Below are 26,177 nucleotides of genomic sequence, written 5' to 3'. Positions count from 1 at the left end.
CCTTGAAGACAGCTATTGCAACATGGCAAAAATCCTTAATTTTTGCGGCTTTCCGCACAGAATTAAGGTTATGTTCATATCAAAAGGAATGGATGTTTTATTACTACAAAAAGCGTAAAAATCACGATTCTGACAGGCCAAAATAGCTCAATACCCGGTCCAAATCCGCCAAGTTCTCGTAACTAATTACTAACTTGCCGCTATCCTGTTTTCCCGGCTGAAGTTGTACCTGATTGCCAATTTTTTCTGAGATCTGGCGCTCGAGATAACCAAACTGGGGATCGCGGACGGGCTCGACCCTGGCTTTTGCCGGTTCCAGCGCCTTTTGCACCAATTTCTCGGTATCTCGCACGGTCAGCCCCTTCTGGGCAACCAGTTTGGCCAGTTCGGACTGGGCCTGGCCACTCAGGGCCAGCAGGGCACGGGCATGACCCATGTCGAGGTCACCGTGCTCGACGAAGCGCTTCACGTCGTCGTTGAGCTGGTTGAGACGCAGCAGGTTGGTCACCGTGGTGCGGGACTTGCCCACCGCATCGGCCACCTGCTGGTGGGTCAGTTCGAATTCGGTCAGCAGCCGCTGCAGGGCGACCGCCTCTTCGATGGCGTTGAGGTCTTCACGCTGGATGTTTTCGATGAGCGCGATGGCGACGGCCGCCTCGTCAGGCACGTCCTTGACCAGGCAGGGCACCACCTCGAGGCGGGCCAGCTGGGAGGCGCGCCAACGCCGTTCACCGGCGATGATTTCAAAGGATTGCTCGCCAAGGGGACGTACCACGATGGGCTGGATCACCCCCTGGGCACGGATGGAGTTGGCCAGCTCTTCCAGCGCATCCTGCGACATGTCCTTGCGTGGCTGGTACTTGCCGGACTGCAACCACTCCACCGGCAGCTTGCGCAGTTCGCCCTGGTTGGTCGGGGTCGGGGCCATGGCCTGCTCGGTGCGCTGATCGCTCATCACCTGCTTCTGGCGCGCGGCCGTGCTGGTGCTGAGCAGAGCGTCCAGCCCCTTGCCCAGCCCACGTTTTTTCGGCGTCATATGCTCTCTCGGTCTGCGATGGTCACCTGACGCTCCTGCTCCTGGCGACGCAGGATCTCGCCAGCCAGAGCCAGATAGGCCTTGGCGCCCACCGATGATTTGTCATAGTGCATGGCCGGGGCGCCGAAACTCGGTGCCTCCGCCAGTCTTACGTTGCGGGGAATGATGGTGCGATAGACCTTGTCCCCGAAGTGCTGTTTAAGCTGATCGGACACATCATTGGCCAGCCGGTTGCGGTGATCGAACATGGTGCGCAGCACCCCTTCGATCTTCAGATCCGGATTGACCACGGCTGCCAGCTTGCTGATGGTGTCGACCAGGGCGGTCAGCCCTTCCAGCGCATAGTATTCGCACTGCATGGGCACCAGCACGGAGTCGGCGGCGGCCATGGCGTTGACGGTCAGCATGTTGAGAGAAGGCGGGCAGTCGATGAAGACGTAGTCGTACTTGTCCCGCACCGCGGCCAGCGCGTTGCGCAGGCGGATCTCGCGGGCGAAGAACTCCATCAGACGAATTTCGGCCGCGGTCACGTCGGCGTTGGCGGCGATCAGGTGATAGCCCCCGGAGGTTTCGGGGATGATCACCTCGCCGATGGGGGCGTCCTCGATCAGCAGCTCATAGGCGGTGCGCTCGACTTCGTACTTGTCGACACCGCTGCCCATGGTGGCATTGCCCTGCGGATCCAGATCGATCACCAGCACCTTGCGGCGGGTAGCGGCCATGGAGGCGGCCAGATTCACACAGGTGGTGGTTTTACCCACTCCACCCTTCTGGTTGGCTATGGCGATGACTTTTCCCACACTGTCCCCTAAATGAAACTGCGACCCTATTCGGGCTGGATATGTTTGAATTCCAGCAGATGACGTTCGCCTTCCAGCTCCGGCACCACCAGTTGATGGGAGGCGACCAGACGGATGTTGGCGGGCAACTGGGCCAGCTCCTGCTCGGGATACTGTCCCTTGAGCGCGAGGAAGCTGCCCTGGGCCGACGGCAGATGGTGACACCAGCCCAGCATGTCCTCCAGTGAGGCGAAGGCCCGGCTCAGCACGCCGTCAAATCCCACCTCGGGCTGATACTCCTCGACCCGGGATTTGACGGGAGTCACGTTGGTCAAGCCCAGCTCCAGGATCACCTGGCGGATGAAGTTGATCCGCTTGCCCAGACTGTCCAGCAGCACGAACTGCTTGTCCGGATTGATGATCGCCAGCGGCAGTCCGGGCAGACCCGGGCCTGTACCCACATCGATGAAGCGCTCACCGTGCAGGTGCCGGCTCACCACCAGGCTGTCGAGGATATGCTTGACCAGCATGGCGTCCGGATCTCGTACCGAGGTGAGATTGTAAGCCTTGTTCCACTTGTGCAGCAACTCGACAAGCCGAACCAACTGGGTCTTTTGGGTCTCGGTGATAACAATTCCGGCCTGCATGAGCAGGCCGTTCAATCTTTCCAGCATGTTTTGCAACGGTAGGATCCTCAGGCGGTTTTACGCAGCAGGCCGTGTTTTTTCAGATGAACCAGCAGGATGGAGATGGCCGCCGGGGTGATGCCGGAGATGCGGGACGCCTGACCTATGGTCTGCGGCTTGGCATCGTTGAGCTTGGCGATCACCTCGTTGGAGAGGCCGTTGACGTCGCGGTAGTTCATGTCCAGCGGCAGCAGGGTGTTCTCATTGCGCAGCTGCTTCTCCACCTCGTCGTGCTGGCGTTCGATGTAGCCGGCGTACTTGATCTGGATCTCCACCTGGTCGGCGGCGGCCGAATCGCTCAACGCAGGCCCGACCCCCTCGATAGCCATCAGCGCATCGTAGGTTACCTCGGGGCGACGCAGCAGCTCTTCCAGGCTCTGCTCGCGGGTCAGCGGGGTGTTGACCAGGGCATTGACCGCCTCCAGCGACGGATGCTGCGGGTGGATCCAGGTCGAGCGCATGCGCTGACGCTCCTGCTCCACCTGTTCCATCTTGGCGTTGAACTTGCTCCAGCGCTCGTCATCCACCAGGCCCAGCTCGCGGCCGATGGCGGTCAGGCGCAGATCGGCGTTGTCTTCCCGCAGCAGCAGGCGATATTCGGCGCGGCTGGTGAACATGCGGTAGGGTTCGCGGGTTCCCAGGGTGGAGAGATCGTCCATCATCACGCCGATGTAGGCCTGATCCCGGCGCGGATGCCAGGGATCCTTGCCCTGCGCACGCAGGGCGGCGTTCAGACCGGCCAGCAGGCCCTGGGCGGCCGCCTCTTCATAGCCGGTGGTACCGTTGATCTGGCCGGCGAAGAACAGGTTGCCGATGCACTTGCTCTCCATGTTGGCCTTGAGATCCCGCGGATCGAAGAAATCGTACTCGATGGCATAACCCGGGCGGGTGATATGCGCATTCTCGAAGCCGCGCACGGAGCGGACGATCTGTACCTGCACGTCGAACGGCAGGCTGGTGGAGATCCCGTTCGGGTAGAGTTCGTGGGTGGTCAGGCCTTCCGGCTCGACGAAAATCTGGTGCGCCGTCTTGTCGGCAAAACGGGTGATCTTGTCCTCGATCGACGGGCAGTAGCGCGGGCCAATCCCCTCGATCACCCCGGCGTACATGGGGCTGCGATCCAGGTTGTTGCGGATCACCTCGTGGGTGCGCTCGTTGGTATGGGTAACGTAGCAGGGCACCTGACGCGGATGCTGGCTGGCATCGCCGATGAAGGAGAAGACCGGACGCGGATCGTCGCCGTGCTGGGCCTGCATCACCGAGAAATCGACGCTGCGGGCATCGATGCGGGGCGGTGTACCTGTCTTGAGGCGATCGATGCGCAGCGGCAGTTCCCGCAGGCGCTGGGCGAGGGCGATCGAGGGAGGATCCCCGGCGCGGCCGCCCTTGTAGTTTTCCATGCCGATGTGGATCAGGCCGTTCAGGAAGGTACCCACGGTCAGCACGACCGTCTTGCCGCTGATGCGGATCCCGCTCTGGGTGACCACGCCGGCAACCCGATCCCCGTCCATGATGAGATCGTCACAGGCCTGCTGGAAGATCTTCAGGTTGGGGTAGTTCTCCAGCATCTGGCGCACGACTGCCTTGTAAAGCAGACGATCCGCCTGGGCGCGAGTGGCGCGAACCGCCGGGCCCTTGGAGGAGTTGAGGGTACGGAACTGGATCCCGCCAAGATCGATGGCACGCGCCATGATCCCGCCGAGAGCGTCAACTTCCTTGACCAGGTGTCCCTTGCCGATCCCGCCGATCGCCGGGTTGCAGGACATGTGTCCCAGCGTATCGATATTGTGGGTCAGCAACAGGGTATTGAGGCCCATCCGGGCTGCCGCTGTTGCCGCTTCGGTTCCTGCATGACCGCCACCGACGACGATCACATCAAATTGTTCATGGTATTGCATTGGGGATCACCTTGATCTGCACGCCTGAAGATCTTTGTTTGCCTGTGCTCGAGGGCGGAACATTCTATCTGTTTAGCGTCCTGAGGGGAACGTCTACTTAACGTTCAGTATGGAGGGAGGATCCACTAAATAGATCTTAAGGATCTTTAGATCGATCTTTTATTGGATCTTTTATTAGGATCCGCCGCTTCTGTTGATAAGCACTTTTTGATCATAAAGATCATCGTCTTAAGAGCGATCTCTGGTTGTGGAAAAGCTTGGATCCTGGCCCCGTGAACTGGGGGATAACAAGGGTTTTTATGCACAGACACCCTTTGGTTTAGATCTAATACATGGATAACTATAGGTTTTACAGAGTTTCACACAGGAGTTATTCACAATTTCTCGGAGCATTCTAGGGGAACCCTTGGAACAACTTCTCCGGATCCACCTGTTAATAACCTGGTGGATAGCGATCTGGGGATAAGCGGGGAGATCGAGCCGTTCATGCCGAATCTCCCGCTCCCGGTTCAGGCGATCAGGGCCAACCAGTCCCGGATCCAGATTTCGGCCGCATCTTCCGGGATCTCGTGCCGGGTCACGTCGATGTCGAGACGATCCCCAATCCGGCTGGCGCCGCACTCGGCCAGCAGTCGATCCAGCGTCTTGCCCCCCTGGCAGAAGGTGTCATAACTGCTGTCTCCCAGCGCGATCACCCCGTATTTCCAGCCATCAAGATCCGGACGCTGCTCGGCAAGATCCTTGGCGAAAGGCTGCAGATTGTCGGGCACATCGCCGGCACCGTGGGTGGAGGTGACCACCAGCACTATGGCCTCCGGCTCGGCAAGCACCCTGGCCAGGCTGGCGGGGTTGTGGATCTCGGTTTGATGGCCCGCTTGTTCCAGCAGGCCGGCGATGTGGTCCGCGACATATTCAGAGGCGCCCAGCATGGAGCCGACGACGAGATTGAGTTTGGCCATGGAATGGATCCTGATTTCAGACGAAGCAAGAGAAAGCCGGATTCTACCGCCAAAGGGTGTGGATAAATATGGATAAAGCTTGGGGATAATGGATCCTCGCTGCTTTTGTACGGAAAAAAGGGCTCCCCGCCCGCCGATCCTGCCCAATCTTGCGATCGTGTCGAAAAGGGGCCGTTTTCTCCTCTTGTGTGTTCTCCGCTCGGCTCCTGATACGTTAAGTAACAATGCGGATGCAAATGATTAGCAATTATTGAATCGATTCGATCATGGCTCCTGTAGTAGCATGTCGCTGCTTTATTCGCCTGAGGAACCGGGCTGCCGGCATGACCGGCTATCAATAATAAGAAATCAGAAACAACTCATTGATATTTGAGACACTTACTATGATTGCGCAAAAAAACACCCCTATCGCAGCGATGCGAAAGAGAGGGGCACAGCAACTGCTGCCGCTCTCCTGCCTGTTGGCCAGCCTGCCCGTGCTGGCGGCCGAACAACCGAAAGAACTGCCCAAAGCCAGCGAGACCATGGTGGTCACCGGCACCGCCATGAAGGTGGAAGTGCCCATGGCCGAGACGCCTCGCGCCGTCTCCGTGGTCAACCGCGAGGAGCTGGATCAGCGTGCCGTGCAGCAGCTTGACGAGTCCCTGCGCTACCGCTCCGGCGTGCTCACCGGCCTCTATGGCTCCGACAACAACACCGACTGGTTCAAGGTGCGTGGCTTCGATGCCGCCTCCTATCTGGATGGCAACCGCCTGTTCGGCACCGGCTATTATCTCTGGACGCCGGAGCCGTTCGGCCTGGAGAGCGTGGAAGTGCTCAAAGGCCCGGCCTCCATTCTGTATGGTGAGGCGCCTCCCGGCGGTGTGATCAATGCCATCAGTAAGCGGCCGACCGCCACCCCGCAGGGGCTGCTGGATTTGCAGCTGGGCAGCAGGGATCACCGCCAGATCGGGGTGGATGTCTCCGATGCACTGACCGACAACAGCCGCTACCGCATGGTTGCTCTTTATAAGGAGCGTGACGGCGTGCTGGACGGCACCTACAACGATCGCGTCTATCTGGCGCCGAGCGTGACCTTCGATCTTTCGGATCGCACCAGCCTGACCCTGCTGGCCAGCTTCCTGCACGACGAAGGGGTGCCGACCAACGGTTTCTTCCCGGTTTACGGCACCCTCAATACCAGCGGTGGCCAGATCGATCCCAGCACCAACCTGAGTCAGCCGGATTACGATCGCAACCGCAACACCCAGCTCTCCACCGGTTACGAGCTGGCCCACCAGCTCAACCAGACCTGGGAGTTCAAGCAGAACGTCCGCTTCAACTACAACGATCTGCTGCTGCGCCAGACCTATATCTTCCCGACCTATGAAGGCACCACCGCCTTCCGCGGCCTGATCTATCGCGACGGCACCACCAAGAGCGCCACCATGGACAACCAGATGGTGGGTTACTGGAACACCGACAGCACCGAGCAGACCCTGCTGCTGGGGGTGGATCTGCAGCGCCATGTCAATGAAGGCCAGGAAGCCGACAACTACGGCATGGGCTCCATCAATACCATGAATCCGGATTACAGCGGCTTCCCCGGTTTTGATGAGTCCACCGCCACCCACCAGAAGAGCACCAAGGGCCAGAGCGGCCTCTATGCCCAGCACCAGATCCGCTGGGACGATCGCTGGTTGCTGACCGGCGGCGGTCGCTTCGACTACGTGGAGACCCACAACATCAGCGAAGCCAAGGGCAAGAACGAGAAGCAGTATGATCACGAGCTCTCCCTCTCCGGCAGCCTGATGTACCTGGCCGACAATGGTCTCTCTCCTTATGTTGCCTATGCCGAGTCGTTCGAGGTGCTGCCTGGGATCGACCCCAACACCAGCGAATCCTACAAGCCGCTCAAGGGCACCCTGTACGAGACCGGCGTCAAGTACGCGCCGAGCTTCCTCGATGGCTACATCAACCTGGCCCTGTTCGATCTGGAGCAGACCAACTCGCTGGTCTCCACCGGTTCCGGCCAGCAGACCCAGGCCGGCGAAGTGACCTCCCGGGGGGTCGAGCTGGAAGGGAGCGTGCAGGCCACCGAGGCGCTGCGCCTGACCGCCGCCTACACCTATACCGATGCCAAGACCAACGACACCGGCAAGGGCGATCGCCGTGCCAGCCTTATCCCGCGCCACCAGGCCTCCTTCTGGGGCAACTACAAGGTGCAGCAGGGTCCGGTCTCCGGTCTGGAACTGGGGAGCGGCGTGCGCTACGTCGGCTCCAGTGTCGGCATCGGTGCCGTGAATGCGGACTACACCCCCATCTACGGCTCGGCCCAGGTGCCGGCCCATACCGTGTGGGATGCGATGATCGGGTATGACTTTGCCAAGAACTGGCGGGCTCAGCTCAACGTCAACAACCTGCTGGGTGATACCTACGTGGCCAGCTGCGACTACTACTGCTACTACGGCGAGCCGCGCAGCGTAGTGGGCAGCATCAACTACCGCTGGTAATCGAAGTGGGGCGGGAACCGGGTTCCCGCCCTTCTTTTCACCTGCAGTTGCTCTGATCTCTCTGGAATACCGGTCCGTTATGGAACTCTTGTCTCTGGTTTATCGCCAATATCGTTGGCCCTTCATCGCCATTACCCTGCTCAGCCTGCTCAGTGCCGTCAGCGGGATTGGTGTCATTGCCTTTATCAATCAGTCTCTCGTCGAATCAGTCGGCGATCCGCTGCCGGTGCTCGGTCAGCTGATCGGCCTCATTTTATTGCTGCTGGTGATCACGCTCGGCTCTCAGCTGGCGCTGACCACCCTCGGCCATCATTTCGTCTACCGGCTGCGCGGCCGCCTGCTCAAGCAGTTGTTGGATACCGATGTCGCTCGCCTGCGCCAGATTGGCCAGGGGCCGCTGCTGGCCTCCCTTTCCAGCGACATCGGCCAGATCACCATCGCCTTCGTGCGCCTGCCGGAGCTGGTGCAGGGGCTGGTGCTCACCCTGGGGTCGGCTCTCTACCTTGGCTGGCTGTCGCCGGCCCTGCTCGGCGTCACAACGCTCTGGGTCACCTTCACCATGGTGGTGGGCTGGCTGCTGGTGAACCGGGTCTATCGCCATCTCTCCCATATGCGTCAGGCCGAGGATCGGCTCTATCAGAACTATCAGGGCATCATCGCTGGCAGCAAGGAGTTGGCGCTCAACCGCGAGCGGGCCCACTTCGTCTACCACCAGCTTTATCAGCAGAATGCGCAGGACTATCGGGAGCAGATCATTCGCGCCGACACCTATCACCTGAGCGCGGTGAATTGGTCGAATATCATGATGCTGGGGGCCATCGGTCTGGTCTTCTTCCTGGCCAACGGGCTGGGCTGGGCCGACACCCAGGTGGCCGCCACCTTCGCGCTGACCCTGCTGTTCTTGCGTACCCCCTTGCTGCAGGGCATTGGCGCGCTGCCGACCCTGCTCTCCGCCCAGGTGGCGTTCGACAAGATAGCGGCCCTCAATCTTGCCGCGCCGGACGCCGAGTTCCCGCTGCCGTCCGCGCCCCGCGCCTGGCAGCGCATCGAGCTGGAGCAGGTGAGCTTTCACTATCAGGGGGAGGGCGGTTTCGCTGTCGGCCCGATCAACCTCACCATCGAGAAGGGGGAGCAACTTTTCATCATCGGTGGCAACGGCTCCGGGAAGTCGACCTTGGCCATGCTGCTGACCGGCCTCTATCAGCCGGTAGCGGGCCGGATCCTGCTGGATGGGGAGCCGATCACCGATCGCAACGCCTATCTGGCGCTCTTCTCCGCCATCTTCACCGACTATCACCTGTTCCAGCACCTGCTGGGGCCGGAACCCAAGGATGAGCTGGTGGCCGAGTGGTTGGGGCGGCTGCAGATGGGTAGCAAGCTCACCATCGAAGATGGCTTCATCGCCGATATCGACCTCTCCCAGGGGCAGCGCAAGCGGGTCGCCCTGCTGCTGGCGCTGGCCGAGCAGCGCGAGGTGATGCTGTTTGACGAGTGGGCCGCGGATCAGGATCCCCAGTTCCGTCGCATCTTCTATCAGCTGTTGCTGCCGCGCTTGAAGGAGATGGGCAAGACGGTGATCGCCATCAGCCACGACGATCTCTACTTCTCCCAGGCCGACCGGCTGCTGGAGATGCGCCAGGGCCGGCTCAGCGAGCTGACCGGCGAGCGGCGCGAGAAGGTGAGCCGCGATGCGGTCGCCCATCTGGATTGTGACTTGAATGCAGAGGTGCCGGTTTGAACCCGCCCAACAGGAACCGCTTATGTTTGAGATGAAATCAGCCAGCTTCGCGGTCAATGACCGCACGCTGCTGCACCCCACCGATCTCTGTTTCGAGCAGGGCAATGTCTATGGTCTCATCGGCCACAACGGTTCGGGCAAATCCACCCTGCTCAAGCTGCTGGCACGCCAGCAGCCGCTCAGTGACGGCGAGATCCGGTTCGATGACAAGCCGCTGCCGGCGTGGGGGGCGCGCGACTTCGCCCGTCAGGTGGCCTATCTGCCCCAGCATCTGCCGAGCGCCGAAAACCTGCTCGGGCGGGAGCTGGTGGAGATGGGCCGCTACCCCTGGCGCGGCCTGCTGGGCCGGATGGGGGCGGAGGATCACCGCCAGGTCGAACGGGCCATCGCGCTGACCCATACCGAACGCTTTGCCGACCGGCTGGTGGATACCCTCTCCGGCGGCGAGCGGGGGCGGGTGTGGCTGGCCATGCTGCTGGCCCAGGAGAGCCGTTTCATCCTGCTGGACGAGCCGCTGGCCGCGCTGGACGTGGCTCATCAGGTGGAGGTGCTCACGCTCGTCAAGCAGTTGAGCCGTCAGCTCAAGCTTGGGGTCATCATCGTCATTCACGACATCAACATGGCCTCCCGCTTCTGCGATCGGCTGGTGGCGCTGCACACCGGCCGCCTGCTGACCCACGGCGAACCCGAACAGATCATGACCGGCGAGACCCTGCACGCCATCTATGGCATCCCGATGGAGGTCATTCGCCACCCGGCCCATGATCACGCCATCGCTATCGTCTGACCGGGGGCCTTTCTTGAACCGTTTATTGAAGAAGATGGCGTCCTGCCTTGTCGGCCTGCTGCTGCCGCTTGCAGTGCAGGCTGACACATCCCCGACCGCCTCCGCGCCTGTACCCCGCATCGCCACCGTCGACTGGACCATAGCCGAAACCCTGCTGGCACTCGGGGTGACGCCGCTGGCAGTGGGGGATGTCGGCTCCTACCGCGCCTGGGTCGGCGAACCGCTGCTGCCAGCCGCCGTGGTGGATATCGGCCAGCGCGCCCAGCCCAACCGCGAACTGCTGGCCGAGCTCAAACCCGATCGCATCCTCATCTCGCCGCTGGCGGCCCCGCTGGCGCCGACCCTCTCCCGCATCGCGCCGGTACAATCCATCGCACTCTACGAGCCGGATGCCGATCTGTGGCAGCGGCTGCACGAGGCGACCCTGACCATCGCCGCACTGGTGAACAAAACCACCGAGGCCGAGCAACTGCTGGCCAGGCTGGACCAGGATCTGGCGCAGATGCGGGCGGCGTTGCCTGCGGATCTGCCGCCCCTGCTGGTGGTGCAGTTCATCGATGAGCGCCATGTGCGGGTATTTGGCCGCCACAGCCTGTTCGCGGCGGTGATGCAGCGGCTCGGCCTGCGCAATGGCTGGCAGGGGGAAACCAATGCCTGGGGCTTTGCCGTGGCCAGCCTGGAACAGTTGATGGCGCTGCCACAAGCGCGGCTGGTGGTGGTCGATCCGATCCCGGTCGGGGTGAGCGAGCGGCTGCAGGAGCCCGGTCTGTGGCAACAGCTGCCACAGGTGAGGGCGGCGGCCGTGCTGCATCTGCCTGCGGTGTGGAGTTTTGGCGGCGTGCTGGCGGCGCGCCGCTTCGCCGTGCAGCTCAGTACTGCTCTGCAGCAGGATGGGCAAAGCGGGGAGGGGCTGTAATGAACCAGATTTTTCCGTCGCCGCTGCGACTGCCTGTCAGCCTGCTGCTGGGACTGACGTTGGCGCTAGCGGGTTGGGAGCTGGCCGATCAGTTGCCGGTGGCGCGTTGGCTCGCGACCCTGTTGTCGCCGGATCTGACCGATGCCAGCCAGGCGGTGGTCCACTTCAGCTGGCTGCCGCGTCTTGCCGTCTGCCTGCTGGCCGGCGCCGCCCTCGGGCTGGCCGGCACCCTGATGCAGCAGGTGCTGCGCAATCCGCTGGCCTCGCCCACCACCCTGGGGGTGGCCTCCGGCGCCCAGCTGGCGCTGATGATGGTGACCCTGTTTGCTCCCTCCTGGCTGCTGCTGGGGCGGGAGTGGATCGCCATGGCCGGCGGCAGTCTCGCCATGGGGCTGGTGTTTGCCCTGGCCTGGCGTCGTCAGCTCAATCCGGTGGTCATCGTCTTTGCCGGGCTGGTGATCAACCTGTATCTGGCAGCCATCAGCATGGGGCTGCTGCTGTTCTTTCAGGAGGAGCTGAAAGGCTTGCTGGTGTGGGGTAGTGGCTCGCTGGTGCAGAACAGCTGGAGCGGGGTGAGCTACCTGCTGCCCCGTCTGCTGCTGGCTGGCGTGCTGGCTGTGGTGCTGGTGCGCCCGCTGGCGGTGCTGGAGCTGGATGATGCCAGTGCCCGCAGCCTGGGGGTCTCCCTTCAACACCTGCGTTTCGCCGGACTGGGGCTGGCGGTGTTCGTCACCGCTTGCGTGGTGAGCGTGGTGGGGCTGATCGGCTTCATCGGGCTGGCGGCACCCGCCCTGGTGCGCTTGCTGGGGGTGAGAAAACTGGCCCTGCGACTGCTGTGGGCCCCGCTACTGGGCGCTTTGCTGCTGGCGGCCACCGATCTGCTGCTGCAATCCCTGAGTCGCAGCGGCTCTGTGCTCATCCCGACCGGTGCCATGACGGCCCTGCTGGGAGCGCCGCTGTTGTTGTGGCTGATCCCGCGCCTGGGTATCAAATCGGGCACGCCGAAGGCGAATGCCGCCCTGCAGGTGGCCCGCCACCCGGCGCCGGTCCGCCTTGTCGGCCTGATGTTGATGGGGCTGGTAGTGGCGGTGATCGCCTCCCTGCTGTTTGGACAAGGGATGGACGGCTGGCACTGGCCGAGCTGGCTGCGCTGGCAGGCCCAGCTGGAGTGGCGGCTGCCGCGTACCCTGGCGGCCGGTGCGGCGGGCATGCTGCTGGCGCTGGCGGGCACCCTGCTGCAACGGGTCAGCAGCAACCCCATGGCGAGCCCCGAGCTGCTGGGGGTGAGTGGTGGCACCTTCATGGGGGTGATTGCCACGGCGCTGCTGCTGCCCGCACTGCCGCTGCCCATGATGCTGGCCGGCGGCCTGCTCGGTGCCTTCGGTTGTCTGCTGCTGTTGCTGCTGGTCAATCGCAGCCACGGCTTCCAGCCGGAGCGGCTGCTGCTCTCCGGCATCGCCATCACGGCGCTGTTCGAGCCGTTGCAGGCCATCGCGCTGGCCAACGGTGACCTGCGGGTGCAGCAACTGCTCTCCTGGATGTCCGGCTCCACCTATTACGTCACCCTGCCGATTGCCGGCGGGCTGGTGATGCTGGCGCTGACGCTGCTGGCGGCCTGCCTGCTGCTCAGCCGCTGGCTCGATCTGCTGCCGATGGGGCCGGCGGTGGCCGCCGCGCTCGGCATTCGGCTCAACCGGGCCCAGCTCGCCATCCTGCTGCTGGTGGCCGTGCTCACCGCCAGTGCGACCCTGGTGGTGGGGCCGCTCTCCTTCGTCGGCCTGCTGGCACCACACATGGCCAAACTGATGGGGCTGGTGCGGGCACGCTGGCATCTGCTCGGTGCCGCCGTCTCCGGCGCCCTGCTGATGGTGTCGGCGGACTGGATCGGCCAGCAGATCCTGTTCCCGCAGGAGGTGCCGGTGGGGCTGGTCTCCACCTTGTTAGGGGGCGCTTACTTCATGTGGTGTCTGCGCCGCCTCTAGGTTGGTGGATGAAAAGTGCACAAAAAAAGCCCGGGATGAACCCGGGCTTTTTATTGCCTGCCGTGCGGCGTTATTTGCCGATGCAGAAGCTGGAGAAGATGCGACCCAGCAGATCGTCGGAGCTGAACTCACCGGTGATCTCGGAGAGGGACTCCTGCGCGAGGCGCAGCTCTTCGGCCACCAGCTCGCCGGCCACGAACACCTCCAGCTGCTCCTTGGCTACCAGCAGCCGCTCGGCGGCGCGCTCCAGCGCATCCAGGTGGCGGCGGCGGGCCATGAAGCCTCCTTCGGTGTTGCCCTGGAAGCCCATGCAGGCCTTCAGGTGCTCGCGCAGGGCGGGCAGCCCCAGCTCGGTCTTGGCGGAGATGCGGTAGACGGCGTGGCCCTGCTCCTGACTCGGCGCCAGATCTTCGCCGGTCAGGTCGGCCTTGTTGCGAATGACGGTGAGGCCGATCTTTTTTGGCAACCGATCAACAAATTCCGGCCAGATCTCCCGCGGGTCGACCGCAGCCGTGGTGGTGCCATCTACCATGAACAGCACCCGATCGGCCTGCTCAATCTCGGCCCAGGCACGCTCGATGCCAATCTGCTCCACCTTGTCCTGGGTGTCGCGCAGGCCTGCGGTGTCGATGATGTGCAGCGGCATGCCATCCAGATGGATGTGCTCGCGCAGCACGTCGCGGGTGGTGCCGGCGATCTCGGTGACGATGGCAGACTCGCGGCCGGCCAGGGCGTTGAGCAGGCTCGATTTGCCGGCGTTGGGGCGGCCGGCGATCACCACCTTCATCCCTTCCCGCAGCAGGGCGCCCTGCTTGGCCTCGCCGCGCACCGCATCCAGCTCGTCCATGATGGCGTAGAGATCCCCCGCCACCTTGCCGTCGGAGAGAAAGTCGATCTCCTCGTCCGGGAAGTCGATGGCGGCCTCCACATAGATACGCAGCCGGGTGAGACTCTCCACCAGTTGCTGGATCTTGCCGGAGAACTGCCCCTGCAGGGAGTGCATGGCACTGCGGGCCGCCTGCTCGCTGGACGCCTCGATGAGGTCGGCGATGGCCTCGGCCTGGGCCAAATCCAGCTTGTCGTTCATGAAGGCGCGCTCGCTGAACTCGCCGGGGCGGGCTGGGCGCAGCCCCTTTATCTGCAGGATGCGGCGCACCAGCATGTCCATGATCACCGGGCCGCCGTGGCCCTGCAGCTCCAGCACGTCTTCGCCGGTGAAGCTGTTGGGGGCCTTGAACAGCAGGGCGATGCCCTGATCCAGCGGCTGGCCTTGCTCATCCCTGAACGGCAGATATTCGGCGTAACGCACCCGGGGGAGTTTGCCGAGCACTATCTCGGCGACCTGTTCGGCGGCGGGGCCGGAGACGCGGACTATGCCGACGCCGCCACGGCCGGGGGCGGTGGCCTGGGCCACGATGGTATCTGTAGTCATCTTGCTTGGCTCATTTGTTCGCTGATGTTCACAGCAGTGGGGTCATTGTAATAAAAAAGGCGACCCGAAGGCCGCCTCTTTTGTCATCCATCTTGCCATCGGGAGCGATTAGCTGCGGGTATGCAGGCCTTTCTTCTCCAGCTGACGATAGATGATGGTCTGCTGGGTAATGGAGATGACGTTGCTCACCAGCCAGTACAGGGTCAGACCTGCCGGGAACCAGAGGAACATGAAAGTGAAGATGATCGGCATGAACTGCATCACTTTCTGCTGCATCGGGTCGGTAATGGTGGTCGGGCTCATCTTCTGCAGATACCACATGGAGGCACCCATGAGGATCGGCAGCACGAAGAAGGGGTCCTTCACCGACAGGTCGGTGATCCACAGGGCGAACGGCGCGTGGCGCAGCTCGACGGACTCCATCAGTGCCCAGTAGAGGGCGATGAAGATCGGCATCTGCACCAGGATCGGCAGACAGCCACCCAGCGGGTTGACCTTCTCCTTCTTGTACAGCTCCATCATGCCCTGAGACATCTTCTGGCGATCGTCGCCGAAGCGCTCGCGCAGGGCGGCCAGCTTGGGCTGCAGCATGCGCATCTTGGCCATGGAGGTGTACTGGGCCTTGGTCAGCGGGAACATGACGCCGCGCACCAGCAGTGTCAGCATGATGATGGCCAGACCCCAGTTCTGGACGAAACCGTGGAACACGGTCAGCAGCCAGTGCAGCGGTTGGGCGATGAACCAGAGCCAGCCGTAGTCGACGGTCAGGTCGAGGTGGTTTGCCACCTTGGCCATCTGATCCTGCAGCTTGGGACCGACCCACAGCTTGCTGGTCACTTCGGCCTGCTGGCCGGCAGCGATGTCAACCAGCGGTGCCTTGTAGCCGATGATGGCCTGGTCTTTGCCAGGGATCACACGGCTGTAGAAGCTGTTGGTGTCGTCGGCATTCGGTGCCCAGGCGGAGACGAAGTAGTGTTGCAGCATGGCGACCCAACCACCCTTGGTGGTCTTGTTCAGGTCGGCATCCTTCATCTCGTCGAAGGTGTACTTCTTGTAGCGGGTATCTTCGCTGGAGAAGGCACCACCGCGGTAGGCGCTGGCCACCATGGCGTGACCCTGCTGGTCTTTCGGCGTGGCCACGGTCTGCTTCAGCTGACCGTAGAACTGCACCTGAACCGGCTCGGCAGACTTGTTGTCGATCTTGTAGTCGACGCCGACTGCGTAGTCACCACGCTTGAGGACGAACTCCTTGGTGAAGACCACGCCCTTGCTGTCGGTCCAGGTCATCGGGACGACGACTTGATCCTGACCGTCGGCCAGCTGGTAGCTGGTCTGGGTGGCTTCATAGGTGGGACGACCCTGGGGCTGGCTGTCCGGGCCATTGCGACCCACCAGGCCGCTCTGGGCAACATAGAGGTGCTCAGGTTGGCTGGTCAGCAGTACGAACGGTTGATCCTTGCCTTCTTCCAGCTTGTGGGCCAGCAGTTCGGCAGAGACGATGTCACCACCCTGGGTATCCAGGGTCAGCTTGAGCACGTCGGAGGTGACGGTGATCAGCTTGCGTGCGGTGTTCGCGTTGGCTTGCTCGGAAACCTGAGGAATATCACCGGTCTGACCGGCTTCAGGTACGAAATGTTCGGTTTGGGCCACGGTAGTCGGGGCCGGCTTCGGAGCCTTGTCGGACTCCCACTGTTGCCAGAGCAAAAAGCTCACGAACAGCAAACCGATCAGGATGAGATTGCGTTGTGATTCCATAGTCTTCAGTTTCTTCGCTTTGGTTGCGGAACCGGGTCATAACCACCCTCGGATAAGGGATGGCATTTTAATAGACGTTTGCTGGCTAACCAAACGCCTTTTATGAAACCGTGAAGTCGGATTGCTTCTATCGCAAATTGGGAACAAGTCGGGGTGAAACGGCAGCGCGGCCCGAGCAGAGGGCTAATGATTAGCTGATACAGGCGTATCAGTTTGACAGCTACCCATTGCAACGGCGTGACAGAGTGCGCCATAGCTTTTCCAGTAACTTGAACAGTTCCTCGTTATCCATCTCCTTCACACCGGCCTTGGCGATCACGACGATGTCGATAGCGGGCAGATTGGCTTGATTGAGGCGGAAACTTTCCCGAACCACCCGTTTTACACGGTTGCGCCAGACGGCACGCTTGAGTGCTTTTTTGGGCACGGCGAGACCAAGGCGAGGGTGTTCGAGCGAATTGGGAGAGGCGAGAAGTGTAATCTGCGGAGAAGCGGCCCGGACAGGCTCGGCGAAAACGCGTTTGAAGTGTTCGGGAGTTAACAGACGTAACTCCCGAGAAAAGGCGTGCTGGGTAGGCATTAGACTACCAGGCGGGCACGACCCTTGGCACGACGAGCGGCCAGAACTTTACGACCGTTGGCAGTTGCCATGCGGGCGCGGAAACCGTGAGAGCGCTTGCGCTTCAGGTTGGACGGTTGAAAAGTACGTTTCATGATTCGATTCCGTATTTCTGTACAGTTTTGATTGTCACACTTAGCCGACGCGCCAGCTATAGCGTGTGACGACTAGCAAAAGAGGCCGAATTCTAAACAGAGTTCGGCTTTTAGTCAATCCGCCGTTCCCTCCCATCCTGCCCCGACCTGGAAAAGGTCCTGGGCGAGCGTGAGGATCCGAAGGATCAAGGGCTCAGGATTATACTGGCAACCCGGGGTTTAACAAGGATCCTCCAATAAAAAAGGCGGCAATGCCGCCAAAGAGAGAGCTATTTAAGCACTTTGCGCAGGAACTCCCGGGTGCGGGGATCCTGCGGATCGACCAATATCTGATCCGGCGGGCCCTGTTCCACGATCCGGCCCCCCTCCATGAAGATCACCCGATCGGCAACATCTCGAGCAAATTCAATCTCATGGGTCACCACCACCATGGTCTGGTGCTGGCGGGCCAGCTCCTTCATCAGACCCAGTACCTCGTCGACCCATTCGGGATCGAGGGCCGAGGTGGGTTCGTCAAACAGGATCACCTTGGAGTGAGCCGCCATGGCCCGGCCGATGCCGACCCGTTGCTGCTGACCGCCCGACAATGAGGCAGGATAGGCGTCCTGCTTGTCGGCGAGACCTATGTCCTTGAGGATGCCGAGGGCGGTGGCACGGGCCTCCGCCTTCGGCTGTTTCCAGACGGTGATCAGCCCCTCGGCGATGTTGTCCAGCGCCGTCTTGTTGGCAAACAGGGCGTAGTTCTGGAACACGAAGGAGGCGCGCTTGCGCAGCTCGATGGCCTGCTGCTCGCTGGCCTTGGCCAGGTTGAGCTGCAGATCGTCGATGGCTAGGGTGCCCGTATCGGGAGTCTCCAGCAGGTTGAGGCAGCGCAGCAAGGTGGACTTGCCGGTGCCGGAGGGGCCGATGATGACGACGATTTCCCCCTTTTTCACCTCCAGATCGATGCTGTTTAGCACCTGATTGCCGTCATATGCCTTGGAGAGGCCGGTTAGCTTGATCATGATGGCCCTCCTTTAAACAGGCGCAGAGTTAAAACGGACTTCCGGCGTGCATTGCAAGCGGGTCGGTTGCGTTGTCATGGCAAACCCCTAATAGGCACGGTTGAGCCGCACTTCCAGCAGATGCTGCAGGCGGGTAAAGAAGATGACTACCACCCAGTAGACCAGGGCCACCGCCATGAAGCTCTCGAAGAACTTGAAGGAGGAGGAGGCTTCCATCTGCGCCTTGCCCATGATCTCGGCCACCCCCAGGGTGAAGGCCAGCGAGGTGCTCTTGATCATGTCGATGAAGTAGTTCATCAGGGACGGCGTGGCGATGCGGGCCGCCTGCGGCAGTATGATCCGCTGCATTGCCTGGTAACGGCTCATGCCGATGCTGAGGGCAGCTTCCATCTGGCTCTTGTGGATGCCAATGATGGAGGCACGGATCGACTCGGCCATGTAGGCGGCAAAGTGCAGGGTCAAACCGACGATGGCGGCGGTGAAGGCATCCATTCCCACGAAGATGGGGAACAGCTGCGGCAGCCCGTAGTAGAGCAGGAACAGCTGGACGAGCAGCGGTGTACCCCGAAAGAACGAGATATAGAGCATCGCCAGCCAGTGGATCACGGGAACGCGAAAGACCCGTACTATCGCTAGGGCCAGCGACAGTACGAGTGCCAATGCGAATCCCCACAGGGCCATTTCCATCGTGGTGCCCAGATACTTGAGCAGGATGGGAAACAGTCCCAGCGTGTATTCGAGGTCAAATTCCATCATTTATTTGTCGGTGATGTCGGAAGCGAACCATTTTTCAGAGATCTGACGCAGGGAACCATCCTTGCGCATGGCGGTGAGGGCGTCATCGACCTTCTTCAGCAGTGCCTGCTTTTCCGGGGTCTTCAGGAAGGGCAGGGCGTTCTCGATGGTCTCGAACGGTGCGCCAGCCTGTTGCAGCGGCAGCTTGGATTCCTTGATCAGCTGGGCGGTGGAGACGCGGTCCATCACGAAGGCGTCGATGCGGCCCAGGGCAACGTCCTGCTCGAAGGCGGAGTCATAGGTGCGGATGTCGATCTTCTTGTTGGGGTCGTTCTTGCGCAGCAGCTCTTCGAAGTTGGAGCCCAGGTTCACCGCAACCTTCTTGCCTTCCAGATCCTTGATGCCGTGAATGGTGCTGTTGCCCTTGCGGACCACGATCTGGGCACCGTCATAGACGTAGGGCTGGGAGAAGGCGTACTTGGCCTTGCGCTCGTCGGTGATGGTGATCTGGTTGGAGATGGTGTCGACGCGGCCGGTTTCCAGCATGCCGAACAGGCCGGAGAAGCTGGCGGTCACGAACTCGACCTTGTAGCCGGTGCGCTCGCCGATCTGGTTCCACATGTCCACTTCAAAGCCCTGCAGCTTGTCCTGCTTGACGAAGGTGAACGGGAAGTACTTGCCGGACATGCCGACCTTGATGGTTTCCTGGGCGATGGCTTGACCGGACAGGGCGGCCAGCAGAATGGCGGCGCCGGAGACCAGCTTGATGGATGACGTCATGGTGATTCCTCTCTCTCTGTAGTTCTGTATTTTTAGTTGTAAACGCTGGGGTTGCGCTGATGTTATTGGAATAAAACCTAAAGAATAAATGATATTTGGTTATATAAAATAACCGCTTCAGGTCTGGATCTTTGGTGCATCGGTGACGGGATCGGGCTGTGGGTAACTTTGGGGATGAAATCAGATCCACGGCTGCTGGATCCTTGAAAGTCAAGGATCTTATTTGCTGGATCCGCGAGGTCGCGGCTAGAGATCCAGCCGCTAAAAACGTAGAATAGCCGGTCTTTAGTTAATCAATCGACGGGAGTTTAGAGTGACTGCTTCGCTATGGCAGCAGTGCCTTAACCGGCTGCAAGATGAGTTGCCCTCGGCAGAATTCAGCATGTGGATCCGGCCGCTTCAAGCGGAGTTGAGTGACAATACTCTGACCCTGTATGCACCGAATCGTTTCGTTCTGGACTGGGTTCGAGACAAGTATCTCATCCGGGTGAACGGCATCATCAATGAGCTCTGCGGGGTCGATGGCCCCACCCTGCGTTTTGACATCGGCAATCGTCCCCATCCCGTCGCGGTGGCCAGGGCGCCGGCGCGGGGTGCGGATCCTGTGAATAACTCGCAGAAGAGCTGGGAAAGCAAGGCCGAGGCCAAGCCCGAACCGAACCACAAGAGCAACACCAACGTGAACTATACCTTCGAGAATTTCGTCGAGGGTAAGTCCAACCAGTTGGCCCGTGCGGCTGCCCGTCAGGTGGCTGACAATCCGGGCGGGGCCTACAACCCGCTGTTCCTCTATGGCGGCACCGGTCTGGGCAAGACCCACCTGCTGCACGCCGTCGGCAACGCCATCAAGGAGCGCAAGCAGGACGCCAAAGTCATCTACATGCACTCCGAGCGGTTTGTGCAGGACATGGTGAAGGCGCTGCAGAATAACGCCATTGAAGAGTTCAAGCGTTATTACCGTAGCGTCGATGCCCTGCTCATTGATGACATCCAGTTCTTTGCCAACAAGGAGCGCTCCCAGGAGGAGTTCTTCCACACCTTCAATGCCCTGCTCGAAGGCAACCAGCAGATCATCCTGACCTCGGATCGCTATCCGAAGGAGATCAACGGGGTGGAAGATCGTCTCAAGTCCCGCTTCGGCTGGGGCCTGACCGTGGCGATCGAGCCGCCTGAGCTGGAGACGCGTGTCGCTATCCTGATGCGCAAGGCGGACGAGAACCAGATCCACCTGCCGGACGAAGTGGCCTTTTTCATCGCCAAGCGACTGCGCTCCAATGTGCGCGAGCTGGAAGGGGCGCTGAACCGGGTGATCGCCAATGCCAACTTCACCGGTCGCGCCATCAACATCGACTTCGTGCGCGAAGCGCTGCGCGATCTGCTGGCGTTGCAGGAGAAGCTGGTCACCATCGACAATATTCAGAAGACGGTGGCGGAGTACTACAAGATCAAGCTGGCGGATCTACTCTCCAAGCGCCGTTCCCGCTCCGTTGCCCGTCCACGCCAGCTGGCGATGGCACTGGCCAAGGAGCTGACCAACCATAGCTTGCCGGAGATAGGTGATGCCTTTGGTGGTCGTGACCACACTACCGTGCTTCATGCCTGCCGCAAGATCGAGCAGCTGAAGGAAGAGAGTCACGACATCAAGGAAGACTATTCCAACCTGATCCGTACCCTTTCTTCCTGATGACGGAACTGAGTGCACAGATGCAGCTTGAACATGCCAACCTGATCCGAAACCTTTACTCCTAATCACAACGGAGAGCACAGATGCAGCTCGAAATTAGCCGTGAGGCCCTGTTACGTCCTCTGCAACTGGTGTCCGGTGCCCTGGGTGGCCGGCCGACCCTGCCGATCCTCGGCAACGTGCTGCTTGATGTCAGCAACGGTCTGTTGTCACTGACCGGTACCGACCTCGAAGTGGAGATGATCGGTCAGGTCTATCTCAACAGCGACAGTCAGGATGGCCGCACCACAGTACCGGCGCGCAAGCTGCTGGACATCTGTCGCGGTCTGCCGGAAGGGGCGGACATTCGCCTCAATACCGAAGGCGAGCGCCTGATCATCCGCTCCGGCCGCTCCCGCTTCAACCTGTCGACCCTGCCGGCCACCGAATACCCGAACATCGAGGATTGGGAATCCGTGCTCGAGTTCGACATCGGCCAGCTGGAGCTGAAAAAACTCATCGACGCGACCCAGTTCTCCATGGCGAGCCAGGACGTGCGCTACTACCTGAACGGCATGCTGTTCGAGAGCGAGGGCCACGGCCTGCGTACCGTGGCCACCGATGGTCACCGGCTGGCAACCTGCCGTCGCGAGGTGGTGAGCGAATCGCTGCCCGATCATCAGGTCATCCTGCCGCGTAAAGGCGTGCTGGAACTGGTGCGCCTGCTGGAAGCGGAAGACAAGCCGGTACGGCTGCAGATCGGCCGCAGCAACCTGCGCGCCGCCCTCGACGGTTTCATCTTCACCTCCAAGCTGGTGGATGGTCGTTTCCCGGACTGGCGCCGCGTCATTCCGCGCAACAGCGACAAGGCCCTGATCGCCGGTCGTGAGGATCTGCGCCAGGCCTTTGCCCGTGCCGCCATTCTCTCCAACGAGAAATTCCGTGGGGTGCGTCTCAATCTGCAGGAAAACCTGTTGCGCATCACCGCCAACAACCCGGAACAGGAAGAAGCCGAAGAGCTGCTTGACGTACAATACGAAGCCGGCGAGATGGAGATTGGTTTCAACGTCTCTTATGTGCTGGACGTGCTGAATACGTTAAAATGTGACCAAATCCGGATCAGCCTGAGCGATTCCATCAGCAGCGCCATTATTGAGGATTTTGACAGTCAGGATGCTCAGTACGTGGTAATGCCGATGCGGATCTAGTCGTGTCCCTGGTCAAACTCCAGCTCAGCGACTTTCGCAATATCCAGCAGGCCAGTCTCGCGCTGTCACCCGGCCTTAATATCCTGGTCGGGTGCAACGGCAGCGGCAAGACCAGCGTGCTGGAAGCCATTCACTACCTCGGTCTCGGTCGCTCCTTTCGCACTCACCTGACCGGGCGGGTCATCCGCCAGGGGGAGAGGGCGTTTACCCTGTTCGCCCAGTGCGAACTGGAGGGGCGCCAGGTGCCCATCGGCCTCGCCAAGGACAAGAGTGGCGAGACCCAGCTCAAGATTGCCGGTGCCCAGGCCCAGCGCCTGGCCGACCTGGCCGAGCTGCTGCCGGTGCAGCTGATCCACCCGGATGGCTTCAACCTGCTGACCGGCGGGCCCCAGGCTCGCCGGGCCTGGCTCGACTGGGGTGTTTTTCATCAGGAACCGACCTTCTTCTCCCTGTGGGGACGGGTACGGCGGCTGCTGAAACAGCGCAATGCACTGCTGCGCCAGAGCACCCAGTATCGCCAACTGGCGTTCTGGGATCAGGAGCTGGTGCGGTTGGGGGGAGAGCTGGCCGAGTTTCGCGCCAGTTATTGTCAGGCCATTACCCCCCTGATCAAGGAGATGACGGCGGACTTTTTGCCGGAATTCGACATCAACCTTGGATTCTATCGAGGCTGGGAAAAAGATACCCCGCTCAATGAATTGCTAGAGGCGGGGTTTGAGCGGGATCGGACGCTGGGTTACACGGGCGTTGGTCCGCAGAAGGCCGATGTGCGCCTCAAGGCGAACGGCGTGCCCGCTCAGGATATTTTGTCCAGGGGTCAGTTGAAGTTGTTGGTCTGTGCCATGCGACTGGCCCAAGGGCTCTATTTGAATCAACATAGCAGCCGTGGCTGTATTTTTTTAATTGACGATTTTGCCTCTGAACTGGATGTCGACAAGCGCCGCTTGCTGGCCGCAAGGCTGAAGCAGTGTGCGTCCCAGGTGTTCATCACCGCCATCGACACCGATCAGCTCGCAGACATGATGGATGCGAATGACTGCAAGTTGTTCCACGTGGAACAAGGCAAGATCTCCGAAACGTTAGAGAAGGCAGAGAGTAAGCTATGAGTGAAAATACTTACGACTCCTCGAATATCAAGGTACTGAAGGGCCTGGATGCGGTCCGCAAGCGCCCGGGGATGTATATCGGCGATACGGATGATGGCTCGGGCCTGCACCACATGGTGTTCGAAGTGGTCGATAACTCCATTGACGAGGCGCTCGCTGGCTACTGCTCCGATATTCAGGTCAAGATCCACTCCGATGGTTCCGTCTCCGTCCGTGACAACGGCCGCGGCATTCCTGTCGACATTCACCCGGAAGAGGGTCGCTCCGCCGCAGAGGTCATCATGACCGTGCTGCACGCCGGCGGTAAATTCGATGATAACTCCTACAAGGTGTCCGGCGGTCTGCACGGCGTGGGCGTCTCCGTGGTGAACGCGCTCTCTGACAAGCTGTTGCTGACCATCCGTCGCAACGGCCACGTCTACGAGCAGACCTATCACCTGGGCGAGCCACAGGCCCCGCTCAAGCAGATCGGCGATGCCACCACCACCGGGACCGAAGTTCGCTTCTGGCCGAGCCCGACCATCTTCAGCGACACCCTGTTCCACTACGAGATCCTGGCCAAGCGCCTGCGCGAGCTCTCCTTCCTCAACTCCGGCGTTTCCATCCGTTTGATGGACGAGCGTGACGGCCGTGAGGCGCACTTCTGCTACGAAGGCGGCATCAAGGCGTTCGTCGAGTACCTGAACCAGAACAAGACCCCGATCCACCCGAAGGTGTTCCACTTCACCACCGAGCAGGACGGCATCGGCGTCGAAGTGGCGATGCAGTGGAACGACGCCTATCAGGAAGGGGTCTACTGCTTCACCAACAACATTCCGCAGCGTGATGGCGGCACCCACCTGGTGGGCTTCCGTACCGCGCTGACCCGTACCCTCAACTCCTACATGGACAAAGAGGACTACAGCAAGAAGGCCAAGTCTGCCGCCAGTGGCGACGATGTGCGTGAAGGTCTGATTGCCGTTATCTCCGTCAAGGTGCCGGATCCCAAGTTCTCCTCCCAGACCAAGGACAAGCTGGTCTCTTCCGAAGTGAAGACCGCCGTCGAACAGGCGATGGGCGAGAAGCTGGCCGACTTCCTGCTGGAAAACCCGGGCGATGCCAAGATCGTGGTCAACAAGATCATCGATGCGGCCCGTGCCCGTGAAGCGGCCCGCAAGGCCCGCGAACTGACCCGCCGCAAGGGCGCGCTGGATATCGCCGGTCTGCCCGGCAAGCTGGCCGACTGTCAGGAAAAAGACCCGGCGCTCTCCGAACTCTACATAGTGGAAGGGGACTCTGCTGGCGGTTCCGCCAAGCAGGGTCGCAACCGGAAGAACCAGGCCATCCTGCCGCTCAAGGGCAAGATCCTGAACGTGGAGAAGGCCCGTTTCGACAAGATGATCTCCTCCCAGGAGGTGGGCACCCTGATCACCGCACTGGGCTGTGGTATCGGTCGCGACGAGTACAACCCGGACAAGCTGCGCTATCACAACATCATCATCATGACCGATGCGGACGTCGATGGTGCGCACATCCGTACCCTGCTGCTGACCTTCTTCTATCGTCAGATGCCGGAAATCATCGAACGTGGTTATGTCTACATCGCCCAGCCGCCGCTCTACAAGGTGAAGAAGGGTAAGCAGGAGCAGTATCTGAAAGACGAAGATGCGCTGCTGCAGTACCAGACTGCCATGGCGCTGGATGGTGCGACCCTGCACGTCAACGAGTCTGCTCCGGCCATCGGTGGCGAGGCTCTGGAGCGTCTGGTCAACCAGCATCGCGCCGTGACCCACCTCATCACCCGCATGTCACGCCGTGCTCCGGAAGCCGTGCTGACCCAGCTGATCTATCAGCCGGAACTGAACGAAGCACTGCTGACCAGCGAGAGCGATCTGCAGGCCTGGTGCCAGAGCATGGAAGCCGTGCTCAACGAGAGCAACCACGGCATCCAGTACCAGATGCAGGTGCGCCGCGATGAAGAGCGCCGTCTGTTCGTGCCGCACGCCGTGGTACGTCAGCACGGTGTCGACCGCGAATACCCGATCAGCTACGACTTCCTGCAATCCTCCGAGTACCGTCAGCTGGTCTCGCTGGGCAAGGAGATCGCCAACCTGATCGAGGAAGGCGGTTACATCAAGCGTGGTGAGAAGGTGAAGCCGGTCGCCAGCTTCGTCGAAGCGGTCGAGTGGCTGATGGGCGAAGGCAAGCGCGGCATCTACATCCAGCGCTATAAAGGGTTGGGTGAGATGAACCCGGATCAGCTGTGGGAAACCACCATGGATCCGGAAGCCCGTCGCATGCTGCGCGTCACCATCGATGATGCCGTCGGTGCCGACCAGCTCTTCTCCACCCTGATGGGTGACGCAGTAGAGCCGCGTCGCGACTTTATCGAGACCAACGCCCTGCGCGTGGCCAACCTCGACGTCTAATTTGACGCATCAAGCACGATATTAAAAAGCCGCTCCCTGTGAGCGGCTTTTTGTTTTCTGGGCGAAGGTAGTGGCTCGTTCCACGTGGAACATTGAACC

The 26,177-nt window shown here is 61.0% G+C and carries 22 protein-coding genes; 9 read left to right on the top strand and 13 right to left on the bottom strand.

Going from position 1 to position 26,177, the window contains the following annotated elements:
• Positions 1–121: 121 nt before the first annotated feature.
• From ACB031_RS19870 to mioC, 5 genes are all read right to left on the bottom strand, one after another.
• Positions 122–1,036: a ParB/RepB/Spo0J family partition protein gene (locus ACB031_RS19870; RefSeq protein ID WP_010635594.1), complete on the bottom strand. Its 915-nt coding sequence runs from the start codon at positions 1,034–1,036 to the stop codon at positions 122–124.
• Positions 1,033–1,836, bottom strand: coding sequence for a ParA family protein (locus tag ACB031_RS19865; RefSeq protein WP_005307193.1), 804 nt, complete (start codon positions 1,834–1,836; stop codon positions 1,033–1,035). Before ACB031_RS19865 ends, ACB031_RS19870 begins: the two co-directional genes overlap by 4 nt.
• 26 nt (positions 1,837–1,862) lie before the next feature.
• Positions 1,863–2,489: a 16S rRNA (guanine(527)-N(7))-methyltransferase RsmG gene (gene rsmG, locus ACB031_RS19860; RefSeq protein ID WP_024942392.1), complete on the bottom strand. Its 627-nt coding sequence runs from the start codon at positions 2,487–2,489 to the stop codon at positions 1,863–1,865.
• Positions 2,490–2,509: 20 nt separating this feature from the next.
• Entirely contained in the window at positions 2,510–4,399 is a 1,890-nt protein-coding gene (mnmG, locus tag ACB031_RS19855; protein WP_017783543.1) for a tRNA uridine-5-carboxymethylaminomethyl(34) synthesis enzyme MnmG, read from the bottom strand.
• Positions 4,400–4,908: 509 nt separating this feature from the next.
• Positions 4,909–5,358: an FMN-binding protein MioC gene (gene mioC / locus ACB031_RS19850; protein WP_005307185.1), complete on the bottom strand. Its 450-nt coding sequence runs from the start codon at positions 5,356–5,358 to the stop codon at positions 4,909–4,911.
• A 383-nt stretch (positions 5,359–5,741) separates the two neighbouring features.
• Here mioC and ACB031_RS19845 point away from each other — a divergent pair, with 383 nt between their 5' ends.
• The 5 genes from ACB031_RS19845 (at position 5,742) to fhuB (ending at position 13,273) form a co-directional block, all read left to right on the top strand.
• Positions 5,742–7,850 carry a TonB-dependent siderophore receptor gene (locus ACB031_RS19845; protein ID WP_026141999.1) on the top strand — a complete coding sequence of 703 codons (2,109 nt, stop codon included), beginning with the start codon at positions 5,742–5,744 and terminating at the stop codon, positions 7,848–7,850.
• A gap of 79 nt (positions 7,851–7,929) precedes the next feature.
• Positions 7,930–9,588 carry a multidrug ABC transporter permease/ATP-binding protein gene (locus ACB031_RS19840; RefSeq protein WP_336290074.1) on the top strand — a complete coding sequence of 553 codons (1,659 nt, stop codon included), beginning with the start codon at positions 7,930–7,932 and terminating at the stop codon, positions 9,586–9,588.
• A gap of 22 nt (positions 9,589–9,610) precedes the next feature.
• Positions 9,611–10,375, top strand: a complete 765-nt coding sequence (locus ACB031_RS19835; RefSeq protein WP_010635600.1) for an ATP-binding cassette domain-containing protein — start codon at positions 9,611–9,613, stop codon at positions 10,373–10,375.
• Positions 10,376–10,409: 34 nt separating this feature from the next.
• Positions 10,410–11,291 (top strand): ABC transporter substrate-binding protein, encoded by an 882-nt coding sequence (locus ACB031_RS19830; protein WP_042051628.1) that lies wholly within the window; start codon positions 10,410–10,412, stop codon positions 11,289–11,291.
• A complete protein-coding gene (gene fhuB / locus ACB031_RS19825) occupies positions 11,291–13,273 on the top strand; it encodes a Fe(3+)-hydroxamate ABC transporter permease FhuB (protein WP_371140107.1) in 1,983 nt (660 codons plus the stop codon). Before ACB031_RS19830 ends, fhuB begins: the two co-directional genes overlap by 1 nt.
• 70 nt (positions 13,274–13,343) lie before the next feature.
• On the opposite strand, the gene mnmE is transcribed toward fhuB, so the two are convergent.
• From mnmE to ACB031_RS19785, 8 genes are all read right to left on the bottom strand, one after another.
• Positions 13,344–14,705 carry a tRNA uridine-5-carboxymethylaminomethyl(34) synthesis GTPase MnmE gene (mnmE, locus tag ACB031_RS19820; RefSeq protein ID WP_042066464.1) on the bottom strand — a complete coding sequence of 454 codons (1,362 nt, stop codon included), beginning with the start codon at positions 14,703–14,705 and terminating at the stop codon, positions 13,344–13,346.
• A gap of 108 nt (positions 14,706–14,813) precedes the next feature.
• The gene (gene yidC, locus ACB031_RS19815; RefSeq protein ID WP_021463924.1) at positions 14,814–16,460 is read right to left on the bottom strand and encodes a membrane protein insertase YidC; all 1,647 of its coding nucleotides are present in this window, start codon (positions 16,458–16,460) and stop codon (positions 14,814–14,816) included.
• Between the two features lie 5 nt (positions 16,461–16,465).
• Positions 16,466–16,714 (bottom strand): membrane protein insertion efficiency factor YidD, encoded by a 249-nt coding sequence (gene yidD / locus ACB031_RS19810; RefSeq protein ID WP_010635605.1) that lies wholly within the window; start codon positions 16,712–16,714, stop codon positions 16,466–16,468.
• A complete protein-coding gene (rnpA, locus tag ACB031_RS19805; protein ID WP_005307159.1) occupies positions 16,681–17,040 on the bottom strand; it encodes a ribonuclease P protein component in 360 nt (119 codons plus the stop codon). Before rnpA ends, yidD begins: the two co-directional genes overlap by 34 nt.
• Complete coding sequence (gene rpmH, locus ACB031_RS19800; protein WP_005307156.1) at positions 17,040–17,174, bottom strand: 50S ribosomal protein L34; 135 nt, start codon at positions 17,172–17,174, stop codon at positions 17,040–17,042. The genes rnpA and rpmH overlap by 1 nt, the downstream gene beginning before the upstream one ends.
• 269 nt (positions 17,175–17,443) lie before the next feature.
• Positions 17,444–18,178 (bottom strand): amino acid ABC transporter ATP-binding protein, encoded by a 735-nt coding sequence (locus ACB031_RS19795; RefSeq protein ID WP_005307149.1) that lies wholly within the window; start codon positions 18,176–18,178, stop codon positions 17,444–17,446.
• An 87-nt stretch (positions 18,179–18,265) separates the two neighbouring features.
• The gene (locus tag ACB031_RS19790; protein WP_005307147.1) at positions 18,266–18,934 is read right to left on the bottom strand and encodes an amino acid ABC transporter permease; all 669 of its coding nucleotides are present in this window, start codon (positions 18,932–18,934) and stop codon (positions 18,266–18,268) included.
• Positions 18,935–19,693 (bottom strand): amino acid ABC transporter substrate-binding protein, encoded by a 759-nt coding sequence (locus tag ACB031_RS19785; protein ID WP_005307144.1) that lies wholly within the window; start codon positions 19,691–19,693, stop codon positions 18,935–18,937.
• Positions 19,694–20,006: 313 nt separating this feature from the next.
• Here ACB031_RS19785 and dnaA point away from each other — a divergent pair, with 313 nt between their 5' ends.
• From dnaA to gyrB, 4 genes are all read left to right on the top strand, one after another.
• Complete coding sequence (gene dnaA, locus ACB031_RS19780; protein ID WP_005307141.1) at positions 20,007–21,377, top strand: chromosomal replication initiator protein DnaA; 1,371 nt, start codon at positions 20,007–20,009, stop codon at positions 21,375–21,377.
• Between the two features lie 83 nt (positions 21,378–21,460).
• Positions 21,461–22,564: a DNA polymerase III subunit beta gene (dnaN, locus tag ACB031_RS19775; protein ID WP_005307138.1), complete on the top strand. Its 1,104-nt coding sequence runs from the start codon at positions 21,461–21,463 to the stop codon at positions 22,562–22,564.
• Positions 22,565–22,566: 2 nt separating this feature from the next.
• Positions 22,567–23,670, top strand: coding sequence for a DNA replication/repair protein RecF (recF, locus tag ACB031_RS19770; protein WP_371140106.1), 1,104 nt, complete (start codon positions 22,567–22,569; stop codon positions 23,668–23,670).
• Positions 23,667–26,078, top strand: coding sequence for a DNA topoisomerase (ATP-hydrolyzing) subunit B (gene gyrB, locus ACB031_RS19765; RefSeq protein WP_017766631.1), 2,412 nt, complete (start codon positions 23,667–23,669; stop codon positions 26,076–26,078). Before recF ends, gyrB begins: the two co-directional genes overlap by 4 nt.
• Positions 26,079–26,177 lie beyond the last annotated feature (99 nt).

The sequence above is a fragment of the Aeromonas sp. S8(2024) genome (genome assembly GCF_041403085.1).
Lineage (GTDB): Bacteria > Pseudomonadota > Gammaproteobacteria > Enterobacterales > Aeromonadaceae > Aeromonas > Aeromonas dhakensis.
This window is presented reverse-complemented; position numbering and strand designations above follow the sequence as displayed.